This is a genomic window from Bacillus tequilensis (assembly GCF_012225885.1).
Classification (GTDB): domain Bacteria; phylum Bacillota; class Bacilli; order Bacillales; family Bacillaceae; genus Bacillus; species Bacillus tequilensis.
Map to the genome: position 1 here is coordinate 1,495,279 of NZ_CP048852.1, position 15,853 is coordinate 1,511,131.

The 15,853-nt window shown below is 44.1% G+C and carries 12 protein-coding genes; all 12 read left to right on the plus strand.

Translation table 11 applies throughout. The features are described 5' to 3' along the window. Positions 1-53 precede the first annotated feature (53 nt). The 12 genes from mraY (at position 54) to G4P54_RS08030 (ending at position 15,711) form a co-directional block, all read left to right on the plus strand. Positions 54-1,028 carry a phospho-N-acetylmuramoyl-pentapeptide-transferase gene (mraY, locus tag G4P54_RS07975; protein ID WP_167872304.1) on the plus strand — a complete coding sequence of 325 codons (975 nt, stop codon included), beginning with the start codon at positions 54-56 and terminating at the stop codon, positions 1,026-1,028. Then, positions 1,029-2,384: a UDP-N-acetylmuramoyl-L-alanine--D-glutamate ligase gene (gene murD, locus G4P54_RS07980; RefSeq protein ID WP_167872305.1), complete on the plus strand. Its 1,356-nt coding sequence runs from the start codon at positions 1,029-1,031 to the stop codon at positions 2,382-2,384. Between the two features lie 60 nt (positions 2,385-2,444). After that, positions 2,445-3,545: a stage V sporulation protein E gene (gene spoVE, locus G4P54_RS07985; RefSeq protein WP_024716145.1), complete on the plus strand. Its 1,101-nt coding sequence runs from the start codon at positions 2,445-2,447 to the stop codon at positions 3,543-3,545. A gap of 121 nt (positions 3,546-3,666) precedes the next feature. Next, entirely contained in the window at positions 3,667-4,758 is a 1,092-nt protein-coding gene (gene murG, locus G4P54_RS07990; RefSeq protein WP_024716144.1) for an undecaprenyldiphospho-muramoylpentapeptide beta-N-acetylglucosaminyltransferase, read from the plus strand. 31 nt (positions 4,759-4,789) lie between these two features. Further along, positions 4,790-5,701: a UDP-N-acetylmuramate dehydrogenase gene (murB, locus tag G4P54_RS07995; RefSeq protein WP_024716143.1), complete on the plus strand. Its 912-nt coding sequence runs from the start codon at positions 4,790-4,792 to the stop codon at positions 5,699-5,701. Positions 5,702-5,830: 129 nt separating this feature from the next. Further along, a complete protein-coding gene (divIB, locus tag G4P54_RS08000; RefSeq protein WP_167872306.1) occupies positions 5,831-6,622 on the plus strand; it encodes a cell division protein DivIB in 792 nt (263 codons plus the stop codon). Beyond that, complete coding sequence (locus G4P54_RS08005) at positions 6,619-7,314, plus strand: DUF881 domain-containing protein (RefSeq protein WP_024716141.1); 696 nt, start codon at positions 6,619-6,621, stop codon at positions 7,312-7,314. Before divIB ends, G4P54_RS08005 begins: the two co-directional genes overlap by 4 nt. A gap of 22 nt (positions 7,315-7,336) precedes the next feature. Next, positions 7,337-8,044, plus strand: a complete 708-nt coding sequence (locus G4P54_RS08010; RefSeq protein ID WP_024716140.1) for a DUF881 domain-containing protein — start codon at positions 7,337-7,339, stop codon at positions 8,042-8,044. Positions 8,045-8,061: 17 nt separating this feature from the next. Beyond that, complete coding sequence (locus G4P54_RS08015) at positions 8,062-8,427, plus strand: small basic family protein (protein WP_024716139.1); 366 nt, start codon at positions 8,062-8,064, stop codon at positions 8,425-8,427. A gap of 173 nt (positions 8,428-8,600) precedes the next feature. Continuing rightward, positions 8,601-9,923, plus strand: coding sequence for a cell division protein FtsA (gene ftsA, locus G4P54_RS08020; protein ID WP_167872307.1), 1,323 nt, complete (start codon positions 8,601-8,603; stop codon positions 9,921-9,923). A 35-nt stretch (positions 9,924-9,958) separates the two neighbouring features. Then, complete coding sequence (gene ftsZ / locus G4P54_RS08025; protein ID WP_024716137.1) at positions 9,959-11,107, plus strand: cell division protein FtsZ; 1,149 nt, start codon at positions 9,959-9,961, stop codon at positions 11,105-11,107. A 302-nt stretch (positions 11,108-11,409) separates the two neighbouring features. After that, entirely contained in the window at positions 11,410-15,711 is a 4,302-nt protein-coding gene (locus G4P54_RS08030; protein ID WP_167872308.1) for a S8 family peptidase, read from the plus strand. Positions 15,712-15,853: the final 142 nt, after the last annotated feature.

The following is a 15,853-nucleotide window of genomic DNA, read 5'->3' on the forward strand; positions in this document are numbered from 1 at the left end:
TGAATATGATAACTACGTATGTCGTTTGAAAGAAACAGGAGGAGAAAAGGACAATGCTTGAGCAAGTCATTCTATTTACAATTTTAATGGGGTTTTTAATTAGTGTTCTGCTCTCTCCGATTCTTATTCCGTTTTTAAGAAGATTAAAATTCGGCCAAAGTATTAGAGAAGAAGGACCGAAATCACATCAAAAAAAATCAGGGACGCCGACAATGGGCGGGGTCATGATCATACTTTCTATCATTGTGACAACAATTGTGATGACACAGAAGTTTTCAGAAATAAGCCCGGAAATGGTGCTGCTTCTGTTTGTTACACTAAGCTACGGTCTGCTTGGCTTTTTAGATGATTACATCAAGGTCGTCATGAAGCGCAACCTTGGATTGACGTCAAAGCAAAAGCTAATCGGACAAATTATCATTGCGGTTGTATTTTATGCCGTGTACCATTACTACAATTTCGCGACGGATATTCGCGTGCCTGGAACTGATTTATCATTTGATCTTGGCTGGGCTTACTTTATCCTTGTGCTCTTTATGCTTGTCGGAGGATCGAACGCGGTTAACCTGACTGACGGCCTTGACGGTTTATTATCGGGTACGGCTGCGATTGCTTTTGGCGCCTTTGCCATCCTGGCATGGAATCAGTCCCAATATGATGTAGCGATTTTCTCAGTTGCAGTTGTCGGCGCAGTGCTGGGCTTCCTTGTATTTAATGCTCATCCGGCCAAAGTCTTTATGGGAGATACGGGATCACTTGCATTGGGAGGAGCTATCGTTACCATTGCGATTTTAACGAAATTAGAAATCCTGCTGGTTATCATCGGCGGTGTATTCGTTATCGAGACACTATCCGTTATTCTGCAGGTTATCAGCTTTAAAACGACGGGTAAACGAATCTTTAAAATGAGTCCGCTTCATCACCACTATGAGCTTGTCGGCTGGTCTGAATGGAGAGTAGTCGTGACATTTTGGGCTGCGGGACTTTTGCTTGCCGTTTTAGGAATTTACATCGAGGTGTGGTTATAAGTGGAAAACGATCAATTTTTACAGAATCAGCATTTTTTAATCCTTGGGCTCGCGAAAAGCGGGTATGCGGCGGCATCCATTCTTCATGAAAAAGGCATGTATGTGGCAGTTAACGACCAAAAGCCTTTTGAAGAAAACGAACCAGCGCAAAAGCTTTCTGAAAAAGGAATTGAGGTTGTTTGCGGAGAGCATCCGATCTCTCTGTTCGATCAGCATGAAATCACGGTTCTGATCAAAAACCCGGGAATTCCTTATGAAAACATTATGGTTCAGGAAGCGGAAAAAAGAGGGATCCCGGTTTGGACGGAAATTGAGCTTGCTTACTACCTGACAAACGCAAAGTTTATCGGGATCACCGGATCAAACGGAAAAACGACCACGACAACGCTGATTTATGAAATGCTAAAAGCCGACTCGCAAAAAGCATTGATTGCCGGCAACATCGGCACAGTCGCAAGTGAGGTTGCCCATCATGCTGATGGGGATGAATGGATCGTTACTGAACTGTCTTCGTTTCAGCTGATGGGAACACACGCCTTCAGACCGGAAATCAGCTTGATTTTAAACATATTTGACGCCCATTTGGATTATCACCATACGCGAGAAAATTATGAAAAAGCGAAACAGAAAGTGTACCTTCATCAAACTGCTTCAGATAAAGCCATTGTGAACCAGGATGATGCAACCGTCGTGCGTCTGGCTGAAGCTGGAAAAGCCGAAATCGTCCCGTTTTCTGTCAGTGAAACCCTTGAGCAGGGCGCTTATGTAAAAGACGGTGTGATTATGTTCAACGGCGAAGCCATTCTTCCTCTTGAAGAGGTTGTGCTGCCCGGCGCTCATAACATGGAGAACATTTTAGCTGCCATAGCGGTTGTGAAAACGGCTGGAGCGTCCAACGAAGCAGTCAAAAAGGTGCTGACAAGCTTTACAGGCGTGAAGCACCGTCTCCAATATGTCACAACAGTGAAAGACCGCAAGTTTTATAATGACAGTAAAGCAACAAACATTTTGGCGACAAGCAAGGCGCTTTCCGCTTTTGACAAACCGGTCATTCTGCTTGCGGGCGGACTGGATCGGGGAAATGGTTTTGACGACTTAAAACCGTATATGAAGCATGTCAAAGCGGTGCTTACATTTGGCCAGACAGCACCGAAGCTCGAGAAGATCGGCAATGAGCTGGGAATACAACATGTCAAACGTGTCGATAATGTTGAACAAGCAGTATCTGCGGCGTTTGCGCTCTCAGATGAGGGAGATGTTATCCTGCTTTCACCTGCGTGTGCGAGCTGGGATCAATTCAAAACATTTGAAGAACGCGGTGACATGTTTATAGATGCCGTGCATATGCTTAAGTAAGGGCTTGTCTTGAAGTGAATCAGCAGCCCTAATGACTTTAAGCTTGGGGTGTCGATTGCTTTGACTACTAAAAAAACATCGCCTGATTTGTTATTGGTCATCATTACGCTATTATTATTAACAATCGGTTTAATTATGGTGTACAGTGCGAGTGCGGTTTGGGCGGATTATAAATTTGACGACTCATTCTTTTTCGCGAAACGGCAGCTGCTGTTTGCGGGAATCGGCGTCATTGCCATGTTTTTTATCATGAATGTCGATTATTGGACTTGGAGGACATGGTCCAAAATGCTCTTGGTTATCTGTTTTTTCCTTCTTGTGCTGGTTTTGATACCGGGCGTCGGCATGGTGCGGAACGGTTCAAGAAGCTGGATCGGGGTCGGGGCATTCAGCATTCAGCCTTCAGAGTTTATGAAGCTTGCGATGATCGCATTCCTTGCTAAATTTCTCTCTGAAAAACAAAAAAACATCACATCGTTCAGACGGGGATTCATCCCGGCACTTGGTATCGTGTTTTCAGCGTTTTTGATTATCATGTGCCAGCCTGACCTTGGAACGGGGACCGTAATGGTCGGAACTTGTATTGTCATGATTTTTGTAGCCGGCGCGCGAATCGCCCATTTCGCCTTTCTAGGGCTGATTGGCCTCAGCGGATTTGTCGGGCTCGTATTATCGGCTCCATATCGGATTAAGCGGATTACTTCATACTTAAATCCGTGGGAAGACCCGCTCGGAAGCGGTTTTCAAATCATTCAATCGCTTTATGCAGTGGGGCCCGGCGGATTGTTCGGAATGGGACTCGGACAAAGCAGGCAGAAGTTCTTTTATCTGCCTGAGCCGCAGACAGACTTTATTTTTGCCATCTTGTCTGAAGAACTTGGCTTTATCGGAGGAACACTTATTTTGCTCCTCTTCAGCGTTCTGCTGTGGAGAGGGATCAGAATCGCGCTCGGTGCGCCTGATCTGTACGGGAGCTTTGTCGCAGTCGGTATTATTTCAATGATTGCCATTCAAGTCATGATTAATATCGGTGTAGTCACTGGCCTGATTCCGGTAACAGGGATCACCCTCCCGTTTCTCAGCTACGGAGGCTCTTCCTTGACCCTAATGCTGATGGCTGTCGGTGTGCTGCTGAACGTGAGCCGCTACTCGAGGTATTAATGAATGGATTGCAAAGCTCTTTGTGAAACAGGGGGCCTGAGAAACAATTGATGTGATAACCCTGTCTAACTAAACAGGGTTATCGCTATGTTATAGAGAAACTTAGACTGGGGGAAGAGATATGCGTATTGCAATAAGCGGAGGCGGCACAGGAGGACATATTTATCCTGCGCTTGCTTTTATTAAAGAAGTGCAGCGCCGTCATCCTGATGTGGAATTTTTATATATCGGAACAGAAAACGGGCTGGAGAAAACAATTGTTGAGCGGGAGAATATTCCGTTTCGGTCAATTGAAATTACAGGATTTAAAAGAAAGCTGTCATTTGAAAACGTCAAGACTGTAATGCGTTTTCTGAAGGGCGTAAAAAAGAGCAAATCGTATTTAGCGGAATTTAAGCCTGATGCCGTGATTGGAACGGGCGGTTACGTATGCGGGCCGGTTGTCTATGCCGCTGCGAAAATGGGCATTCCGACTATCGTTCATGAACAAAACAGCCTGCCGGGCATCACGAATAAGTTTCTTTCAAAATATGTTAATAAAGTAGCGATTTGTTTTGAAGAAGCCAAATCACATTTTCCTAGCGAGAAAGTTGTATTTACAGGAAACCCGAGAGCCTCTGAAGTCGTCTCAATAAAGACGGGCCGATCAATGGCTGAATTTGGGCTTGCTGAGGAGAAGAAAACGGTCTTGATTTTTGGCGGAAGCCGAGGTGCAGCACCGATTAACCGTGCTGTCATTGAGATGCAGGATGCGCTGAAAACAAGAGACTACCAAGTGCTGTATATCACAGGCGAAGTTCACTATGACAAAGTGATGAATGAGCTGAAAAGCAAGGGTGCCGCTGATAATATGGTCACAAAGCCGTTTCTTCACCAAATGCCTGAGTATCTAAAAGCTATTGATGTCATTGTAGCCAGAGCCGGTGCGACGACGATTGCCGAAATCACTGCTCTTGGAATCCCAAGTGTGCTGATCCCAAGCCCGTATGTAACAGCGAATCACCAGGAGGTCAATGCGAGATCTCTCGGCCAGCATGATGCGGCGATTGTTCTAAAAGAAACAGAGCTCAGCGGGGAAAAACTGATTGATGCGCTTGACCGGATTGTACTGAATGAGCAAACGTTAAAGGAAATGAGCGAACGGACAAAGTCACTCGGTGTTCCTGACGCGGCTGCCCGTTTATACAGCGTACTCGAAGAATTGAAAAAATAATAGAAAAGCAAATGGAATGCGGAGGTTTACGATGGAGAAAGTGATACAGGAATTAAAAGAACGCGAAGTCGGCAAGGTTCTTGCAAACGAACCGCTCGCGAATCATACCACGATGAAAATCGGCGGACCTGCGGATGTATTGGTCATTCCAAGCAGTGTAGATGCTGTCAAAGATATCATGGACGTTATTAAAAAACATGATATGAAGTGGACAGTCATCGGCCGCGGATCAAATCTTCTTGTTTTAGATGAAGGAATCAGAGGCGTAGTGATCAAGCTTGGCGCGGGCCTTGATCATTTGGAGCTTGATGGGGAACAAGTGACGGTCGGAGGCGGTTATTCAGTGGTTCGTCTTGCTACATCATTGAGCAAAAAAGGCCTCTCTGGCTTGGAATTTGCTGCGGGTATTCCGGGATCAGTCGGCGGAGCGGTTTATATGAATGCCGGCGCTCACGGTTCTGATATGAGCGAAATCCTAGTTAAAGCCCATATTTTATTTGAAGACGGCACGATTGAGTGGCTGACAAATGAGCAAATGGATTTCAGCTACAGAACATCTGTATTGCAAAAGAAACGCCCGGGCGTTTGCCTTGAAGCTGTTTTGCAGCTGGAGCAGAAGGATAAGGAATCAATCGTTCAGCAAATGCAAAGCAACAAAGACTATAGAAAAAATACACAGCCGTATTCAAGCCCTTGTGCGGGAAGCATATTCAGAAACCCGCTACCAAATCATGCCGGAAACCTTGTTGAAAAAGCAGGCTTGAAAGGATATCAAATCGGCGGTGCAAAGATTTCGGAGATGCACGGAAACTTCATCGTCAATGCGGGCGGAGCGTCAGCAAAAGATGTGCTTGATCTCATCGACCATGTGAAAAAGACAATCCGTGAAAAATACGAGATTGATATGCACACAGAGGTTGAAATCATCGGAGACAATCGCTGATTCAAGTTCTGACTGAAGCAGTTCATGTGATATACTGTAAGCAAACGACAAACGGCATCATAGTATGCCGTTTGTTTTGGAGTAGACAGACTTTTAACAGCTGTTTCATTTGAATGAGGTGAACAGGCAATGAACCCAGGTCATGACCGAGAAAAAATCGTAAACATTGAAGAACGGATTCCTAAAATTAAAGAGCAGCGGAAACAGAAGGCAAACCGCCGTCTCATTTCATTTATTATGCTCTTTTTTGTGATGGTGCTGGTCATCGTGTACCTGCAGACGCCAATCAGCAAAGTATCAACAATTTCTGTTACAGGGAATGAGAATGTATCCAAAAAGGAAATTATCGATCTTTCCGATATTAACAGCGGAGATACTGAGTTTTGGAGTTTGGACAAGAAAAAAACAGAAAAGAAGATTCAGCAAAATAAATTAGTGAAAAAAGCGGAAATCAGCAAATCGCTTCCTAATAAAATCAACATTGCGATCGAAGAATATAAAGCGATTGCTTATTTAGAAAAAGACGAAGTATACTATGAAGTGCTTGAAAACGGTTCAGTTTTGCCAAACGAAGTAACGCCGGATGATGCCGGACCGATTTTGGTCAATTGGACAAACGCGAAAAAACGATCTCAAATGGCCAAGCAGCTTGATGCTCTTTCGAATTCTTTAAAACAGTCGATTTCAGAAATTTATTATACACCTGTAAAAATGGATAAAAACCGCATTAAATTGTATATGAACGACGGTTATGTCGTCACTGCGTCTATTAAAACTTTTGCAGACCGAATGAAAACGTATCCTTCTATCATTTCACAGCTTAGCAGCAATAAGAAAGGAATTATTCATTTAGAAGTTGCAACCTATTTTGAAGAGTTTGGAAAAAATGAGAAAGCTGCTAAAAAGGAAGAGGAAAATTGAGAGGCAAATCAGCAGTCCTTCTTTCTTTGATTATGCTTGTCGCAGGCTTTTTGATTTCATTTTCGTTTCAAATGACAAAGCAAAACAACAAAAGCGCGGCTGAGACGGAAGAGTGGAAAAAAGAATATACGCTGAGAGATGAACTGCTCAAGCAGGAGAAAGAAAATAAAAATCTTGAAAAAGAATTATATCAAAAGCAGAACAAAGTCCGTCAGGCGGAAAACAAGCTGAAGAAAGAAAAGACGGAATACTATAATGATCTCGAAGATACAGAAAAATACAGAATGTATATTGGCGAAGTCGGTGTACAGGGAGAGGGCGTTGAAGTGACCCTGGAAGATGCGTCGTACATACCGGAAGGAGAGAATGTGAACAGCTACATCGTTCACGAAAGCCATATCTTTCAAGTGGTGAACGAACTGTATATCTCGGGTGCGGCGGCCGTCGCTGTGAATGGACAGCGTCTGACACATGACTCCTATATCAAGTGCAACGGCCCTGTTGTAACGGTAGACGGGGTTCAGCATCCCGCTCCGTTTACGATATCTGCTATTGGAGATCCTGATGTCCTGCTGCCCTCGTTAAATATAGCAGGAGGCCTGGTTGATCAGCTGTCAATCGATCATATTTCTGTTTCCGCAGAAAAAGAGAAAAACGTACAAATGAAACCCATTCTGAAAACGAAGGAATGACGGAAAAAGCGGGTGAAACAGATTGAAAATAAAGCGTTCCTTCATAAGCATCAGTGTGCTTATGGTCATCTTCGGCCTCATGATAGCTGTTCAGTTTAACTCGTTACAGCACCCTAAAGTCAGAGACACAAGAGATATGTGGGATATAAGGGAAGAGCTGACTTCAGAACAGAAGAAGCAGGAAAAGCTTCTGGCTGAAATAAACAAATATGACAAATTGCTGAATAGCTATTCGCAAACGAAAGAAATGACAAAAGAAACCGCGATCAATAATACATTGCAAACCTTAAAAAAAACAGCCGGCATGACCGATATAACAGGTAGCGGAATTGTCATCACCATTTCCCCGCTTTTTTCGGAAAGCTTAACAGGAGAGCCGATCGAACATCCGCCTCCGGATTTGCTGAAGAAGCTGATCAATGAACTTAACTCTTTCGGTGCGGAGCATATCTCGATTAATGAGCGAAGAGTTGTAAATCATACAGTCATAAGAGATATAAACGGCATAACAAAAATAGACGGATACAGCCTTGACGATTATCCTTTAACAGTAAAAGTGCTTGCCGAAGACCCGGACATGCTGTACAGCAGAGTAAAGGGGTCAGGCCTTGAGGATCTCTTTGCATCTGAAAATTTAGCATTAAAAGCCGGTCAATCTAAAAGCAAACTGACATTAAAAGCATATGACAGACCGTTGGACGTACAACAGCTGAAACCGCTTAAAGACTGAAAAGGAGGAGAGTTGTCATGTGGCTGCCCGTGCTGGGACTGGTGCTCGGAATTGCGATTGGACTGATGACAAACTTAACGATACCGAGTGAATACTCAAACTATTTATCGCTTGCCGTGCTTGCCGCACTTGATACATTAATTGGCGGAATCAGAGCGCATTTACAAGGTACATATGATGAAATGGTATTTGTTTCCGGTTTCTTTTTTAATATTATATTGGCAATAAGTTTAGCTTTTCTGGGAGTCCATCTTGGTGTAGACTTGTATTTAGCAGGTATTTTCGCATTTGGAGTCAGATTATTTCAGAATATAGCCGTTATCAGAAGAAATCTACTAACAAAGTGGTCTCTGACTAAAAAAAATAAAAAAAATGTGATATAAAAGAGGATATACATAGGATATAACGAATATTTTCAATAAACATAAAATGTGAAAAACACATAGGAATATTCCGTTGTTATTTTTTGTTACACACTTGTAAAGCCACATTCATTGTATTGTTGTTCCGCAAATAATAGAATAGAAATGATCGAAATGTGAGGAGGTGCCATAGAATGAACAACAATGAACTTTACGTCAGTCTTGACATCGGTACGTCCAATACAAAAGTGATCGTCGGAGAAATGACAGATGATTCCCTTAATATTATCGGTGTGGGAAATGTACCGTCCGAAGGGTTAAAAAAAGGCTCAATCGTTGATATAGATGAGACCGTTCATTCTATAAGAAAAGCGTTTGACCAAGCTGAAAGAATGGTAGGTTTTCCGCTAAGAAAAGCGATTGTCGGCGTTAATGGAAATTATATCAATATTCAAGATACAAATGGTGTTGTAGCAGTTTCCAGTGAAAATAAAGAAATTCAAGTTGAAGATGTGCGCCGTGTCATGGAGGCGGCCCAGGTGGTTTCAATACCGCATGAACAGCTGATTGTGGACGTCGTACCTAAACAGTTTATCGTTGATGGAAGAGATGAAATCAACGATCCGAAAAAAATGCTGGGTGTGCGTTTAGAAGTAGAGGGCACCTTGATCACCGGTTCAAAAACAATCTTACATAACTTGCTCCGCTGTGTTGAAAGAGCCGGTATTGAAATAACTGACATTTGTCTTCAGCCGCTGGCAGCCGGTTCTGCTGCATTATCAAAGGACGAGAAAAACCTTGGTGTGGCTCTCATTGATATAGGGGGAGGGTCAACAACCATTGCCGTATTCCAGAACGGACATCTCACTTCTACCCGTGTCATTCCTCTCGGAGGCGAAAATATCACCAAAGATATCTCCATCGGATTGAGAACGTCAACAGAAGAAGCAGAACGAGTGAAAAAGCAATTTGGACATGCCTACTATGACGAAGCTTCTGAAGATGAAGTCTTTGAGGTAACCGTTATAGGCACCAATCAAAAACAAACATTTACACAGCAGGAAGCAGCGAATATCATTGAAGCAAGAGTAGAAGAAATTCTTGAAATTGTTTCAGAAGAACTTCGCAGTATGGGAATTACCGATCTGCCGGGAGGCTTCGTGCTGACAGGAGGACAAGCAGCAATGCCGGGTGTCATGTCATTGGCACAGGATGTGCTGCAAAACAATGTCAGGGTGGCAAGCCCGAATTATATCGGTGTAAGAGATCCTCAATATATGACGGGAGTGGGCCTGATCCAATTCGCCTGCCGAAATGCAAGAATCCAAGGCAGAGCAATAGGCTTCAAGATGCCTGAAGAAGCGGTGCAGGAAATTGCAGTCTCATCATCAGAGGAACAAGAGCAGCATCATCACCAAAATAAGGTGCAGCAGCGGCCAAAAGGAAAACAAAAAACACAAGCCGAACAACATAAACAGAGCAAAATGAAAAAACTATTAAGCATGTTTTGGGAATAGATAGATAGTCATTCGGCAGATTAGGAGGATTTAGCATGTTGGAGTTCGAAACAAACATAGACGGCTTAGCATCAATTAAAGTAATCGGAGTAGGAGGCGGCGGTAACAACGCCGTTAACCGAATGATTGAAAATGAAGTGCAAGGAGTAGAGTACATCGCGGTAAATACAGACGCTCAAGCTCTTAACCTGTCAAAAGCAGAAGTGAAAATGCAAATCGGTGCAAAGCTGACTAGAGGATTGGGAGCAGGTGCGAATCCGGAAGTCGGAAAAAAAGCCGCTGAAGAAAGCAAAGAGCAGATTGAAGAAGCGTTAAAAGGCGCTGACATGGTATTCGTGACAGCTGGTATGGGCGGCGGAACAGGAACAGGTGCCGCACCGGTTATCGCGCAAATCGCGAAAGACTTAGGCGCACTAACAGTCGGAGTCGTCACAAGACCGTTTACATTTGAAGGACGCAAAAGACAGCTTCAGGCTGCAGGCGGAATCTCGGCAATGAAAGAAGCGGTGGATACACTGATCGTGATCCCGAACGACCGTATCCTTGAAATTGTTGATAAAAACACACCGATGCTTGAAGCATTCCGTGAAGCAGATAACGTACTCCGCCAAGGGGTTCAAGGGATTTCTGACTTGATTGCTACGCCTGGTCTTATCAACCTTGACTTTGCTGATGTGAAAACAATCATGTCAAACAAGGGATCTGCTTTGATGGGCATCGGTATTGCAACTGGAGAAAACCGCGCGGCAGAGGCAGCGAAAAAAGCGATCTCCAGCCCGCTTCTTGAAGCGGCCATTGACGGTGCACAAGGCGTCCTCATGAACATCACTGGGGGAACAAACCTCAGCCTATATGAAGTTCAGGAAGCAGCTGACATTGTCGCTTCAGCGTCTGACCAAGACGTCAACATGATTTTCGGTTCTGTTATTAACGAGAATCTAAAAGACGAGATTGTGGTGACAGTGATTGCGACTGGTTTTATCGAACAAGAGAAGGACGTGACAAAACCTCAGCGTCCAAGCTTAAACCAAAGCAGCAAAACACATAATCAAAGTGTTCCAAAGCGTGAGCCAAAACGTGAGGAGCCTCAGCAGCAAAACACAGTAAGCCGTCATACTTCACAGCCGGCTGATGATACGCTTGACATCCCGACATTCTTAAGAAACCGTAATAAACGCGGCTAATGTAAAGGACAAAATCGTTTCCGATTTTGTCCTTTTTGTTTTTCTCCAAAACTTTTTCTTCTTGTAAAATCTTTTTCTCCATGTCTTCCTTCATATAGCAACAAATCAGGCTATTAGACCTATTGTTATTTCATGACGATTTTATCATTTTCATATATTTGGAAATTCGGTGACATAAAACGACAATATCTGTAATGCAGATTGTCTACAGTTAACATACAGCGATGTTCTGACAAACCACATATTTTTAAAAGGAGGGACGACATATTTTTTACAACGCATGTTGAATAAGGGGGATAAAAATGAGGAAAAAAACGAAAAACAGACTCATCAGCTCTGTTTTAAGTACGGTTGTCATTGGTTCACTGCTATTTCCGGGTGCAGCCGGAGCAAGCAGCAAAGATGCCTCAACTTCTGTTAAACAGGAGCTTCAATCTGCTGAAACCATTCAGAACAAGATCTCAAGTTCATTAAAGAAAAGCTTTAAAAAGAAAGAAAAAATGACCTTTCTGATTAAATTTAAAGATCAAGCCGACACAGAAAAAGCGGCAAAAACAGCTGCTAAAAAAGCGAAAGCGAAGAAGCTGACTGCCGCTAAGACAGAATATCAAAAGCGCTCTGCCGTTGTGTCATCTTTAAAAGTCACAGCCGATGAATCCCAGAGTGACGTCTTAACATACTTGAACAGCCAGAAAAATAAGGGGAATGCAGACCAGATTCACTCTTATTATATCGTGAATGGGATCGCTGTCCATGCCTCAAAAGAGGTGATGGAAAAAGTGGCGCAGTTCCCTGAAGTGGAAAAGGTGCTTCCAAATGAGAAACGGCAGCTGTTTAAGTCAGCCTCACCATTTCATATGAAAAAAACGCAAAAAGCTGTCAAAGCAACTGACGGTGTGGAGTGGAATATAAACCAAATCGATGCCCCGAAAGCTTGGGCACTTGGATACGATGGAACTGGCACAGTTGTTGCGTCCATTGATACCGGTGTGGAATGGAACCATCCGGCGTTAAAAGAGAAATATCGCGGATATGATCCGGCAAATCCTGATAAGCCTGATCATGAAATGAACTGGTACGATGCAGTAGCAGGGGAAGAAAGCCCTTACGATGATCTGGCTCACGGAACCCACGTAACAGGTACGATGGTGGGATCTGAACAGGATGGGAAAAATCAAATCGGTGTAGCGCCTGGCGCAAAATGGATTGCGGTTAAAGCGTTCTCTGAAGATGGCGGCACTGATGCTGACATTTTGAAGGCTGGCGAATGGGTTTTAGCTCCAAAGGACGCAGAGGGCAAACCACATCCTGAGATGGCTCCTGATGTTGTCAATAACTCCTGGGGCGGGGGATCAGGACTCGATGAATGGTACAGAGAAATGGTCAATGCCTGGCGTGCGGCCGATATTTTTCCTGAGTTTTCAGCGGGAAATACGGATCTCTTCATTCCGGGCGGACCTGGTTCTATCGCAAATCCTGCCAACTATCCGGAGTCGTTTGCAACTGGAGCGACTGATATCAATAAAAAGCTCGCTGACTTTTCTCTTCAAGGACCCTCTCCATATGATGAAATAAAGCCGGAAATTTCTGCACCGGGCGTCAATATCCGCTCTTCCGTTCCCGGTCAGACATATGAGGACGGATGGGACGGCACATCAATGGCAGGTCCGCACGTATCCGCTGTTGCCGCACTGCTGAAACAGGCGGATGCCTCACTTTCTGTCGATGAGATGGAAGATATATTAACCAGTACAGCTGAACCGCTGACGGATTCTACATTTCCTGATTCACCGAATAACGGATACGGCCATGGTTTGGTGAACGCTTTTGATGCTGTATCCGCTGTTACAGACGGATTAGGAAAAGCAGAAGGACAAGTTTCTGTTGAGGGCAATGATCAAGAGCCCCCTGTCTATCAGCACGAGAAGGTAACAGAAGCCTATGAAGGCGCGAACCTGCCGCTGACATTGACAGCTGAGGATAATGTAAGTGTGACATCAGTAAAGCTGTCCTATAAGCTGGATCAAGGTGAATGGACACAAGTAACGGCTAAACGAGTCAGCGGTGATCACTTGAAAGGAACGTATCAGGCAGAGATCCCAAACATAAAAGGGGCTGCACTAAGCTATAAGTGGATGATTCAGGATTTTGGCGGCCATGTCGTTGAGTCTGACACATACGATGTAACAGTGAAACCAAGCATCACGGTGGGATATAAGCAGGACTTTGAAGCTGCCCCCGGCGGCTGGATAACGAGCGGAACCAATAATAACTGGGAATGGGGAGTTCCGTCTTCAGGCCCAAATAAAGCGGCATCAGGAGAAAAAGTGTACGGAACAAACCTGGCGGGAAACTATTCCAGTTCAGCAAACATGAATCTCATCATGCCTCCTGTTAAAGTGCTGGATTCAGGAAATCTGTTTTTGCAATTTAAGAGCTGGCACAATTTAGAGGAAGATTTTGATTACGGCTATGTTTTTGTTCTTCCGGAAGGTGAAAAGAATTGGGAGCAGGCTGGTGTCTATAATGGAAAGACAGCAAGCTGGACGGACGAAGAAATTGATTTAACAGCTTATAAAGGCCAGAACATTCAAGTGATGTTCAATCTTCAATCTGATGAAAGCATTGAAAAAGAAGGCTGGTACATTGATGATGTGGTGCTTTCTGACAAATCGTCCGGAAAAACAGCTAAAAAGAATAAGCTGGGTGTTGAAAAGCCGTCTGGAAAGAAAAAGAAAAAAGCAGTGAATCCGAAAGAAGCTAAGCCATCTCAACATACAGCTGTAAAAACCGAGAGTAAAGATATACAGCCTCAAGTTTTGCCGCTGAGAGCACAAGTCAGTGTGGTGGAAACAGGAAAATCAACATATTCGGATCAATCTACAGGCCAGTACAAGCTGATGCACAAAGCCGGCGACTATACACTGATGGCAGAAGCGTACGGCTATCAATCAAAAACACAAAAAGTTTCTCTGCAAGCAGATCAGACGACACAAGCTCATTTTACGTTAGAAGAAATGAAGAAGGGCACATTAAAAGGCACGGTCATTAGTAAAACGACAGGTGAGCCGGTAAAAGGCGCCTCCGTTTATGTGGTGGAGGATGCTGCGGTTGAACCGGCTGCAACAAACGACAAAGGTGAATATACGCTTGAGGCCTATGAAGGCGCTTATACGATTAAAATCGCTGCACCGGGTTATTACAGCGATGAATTTTCCGTTGATTTAAAAGGTGATGTGACTAAAGAGACTGTACTGAAGCCTTTCGTCGGTTATCCTGGTGAGATAGCATATGATGACGGAACGGCGGAGAATGCCAATTCCTATTTTGCAGCCGGTAACGGATGGGCGGTCAAAATGACGCTTGCTGACGGCAAGGACAAAGGTATGCTTACAGGAGGGCTGTTCAGATTCTGGGATTCGGAGTTCCCTGATCCCGGCGGTACGGAGTTTAAGGTTGAGGTATATGATGCTACAGGAGAAGACGGCGCACCAGGCAAAAAAATTGCCGGGCCATTTAACGCTGAAGCCCTTCGCAATGGCGAATGGACAAAGGTAGATCTCAGTTCAAAAGGGATTATGGTCGATAAAGACTTTTATCTCGTGTATATCCAGTCCAAACCTGATCCATATTCACCTGGACTGGCATTGGATGAAAACGGTAAGAACTCCGGCCGCAACTGGCAGTATATAGGCGGCCAATGGCAGCCAGGTGACAAAGCTGACGGCAACTATATGATTCGCGCCTTAGTTGATTATGAAGCTGCTGTACCTGAAATTACTTCACCGGCGGACAAATCATACACAAATAAAGAGAATGTTACGGTAAAAGGAAAAGCCTCTCCTGGCACAACGGTACACCTTTATAATGGAAAGAAAGAAGCAGGAGAAACGAAAGCTGCTGAGGATGGAACGTTCCAGGCAGACATATCACTCAGCAAGGGTGAAAATGAGCTGACGGCCGCTGCATCAACAGACAACGGGACTACGGATGCCTCCAGTCCAGTCACAGTCACGCTTGATCAAGACAAACCTGAAGTGACGCTGGACAATCCAAAGGATGGCGAAAAAACAAATAAAGAAACACTGACTGTCAAAGGGTCTGTATCAGATAAACACCTGAAAGAAGTCAAGGTGAACGGCAAAAAAGCGACAGTTACAGATGGTTCATACTCAGCCCGTATTCTCTTGGAGAACGGAACCAATGAAGTCAAGGTGACTGCCTCTGACTTAGCCGGCAACAAAACGACGAAAAAGGCTGTCATTGACGTTAACTTTGACCAGCCCGTCATTTCCGGCTTGATTCCTGGGGAGGACAAAACCTTAAAAGCCGGTGAATCTGTGAAAATCGCTTTCTCAAGCGCTGAAGATTTGGATGCAACATTTGTCATTCGCCTGCCGCTGACAAATGCAAGAGCGAATGTGCAAAACGCCACCGAGCTCCCGCTGAGAGAAGTGTCTCCAGGGAGATATGAAGGCTATTGGACAGCCACATCTTCTATTAATGCAAACGGAGCAAAAGTAGAAGTGATTGCACGTGATGCTTATGGAAATGAAACGAGAAAAACAGCGAATGGAAAACTTTATATCAATACTAAAAAGTAAGTATGAAAAAGCTGCCGCCACAGGCAGCTTTTTCATATATACTCTCATTTATTTCCTCGACAAATTAAGCAGATATCCCTTAAAAATTGTATTTATCTCTCAACATTAATTGACAGACTTTCCCACAGAGCTTGCTTTATAC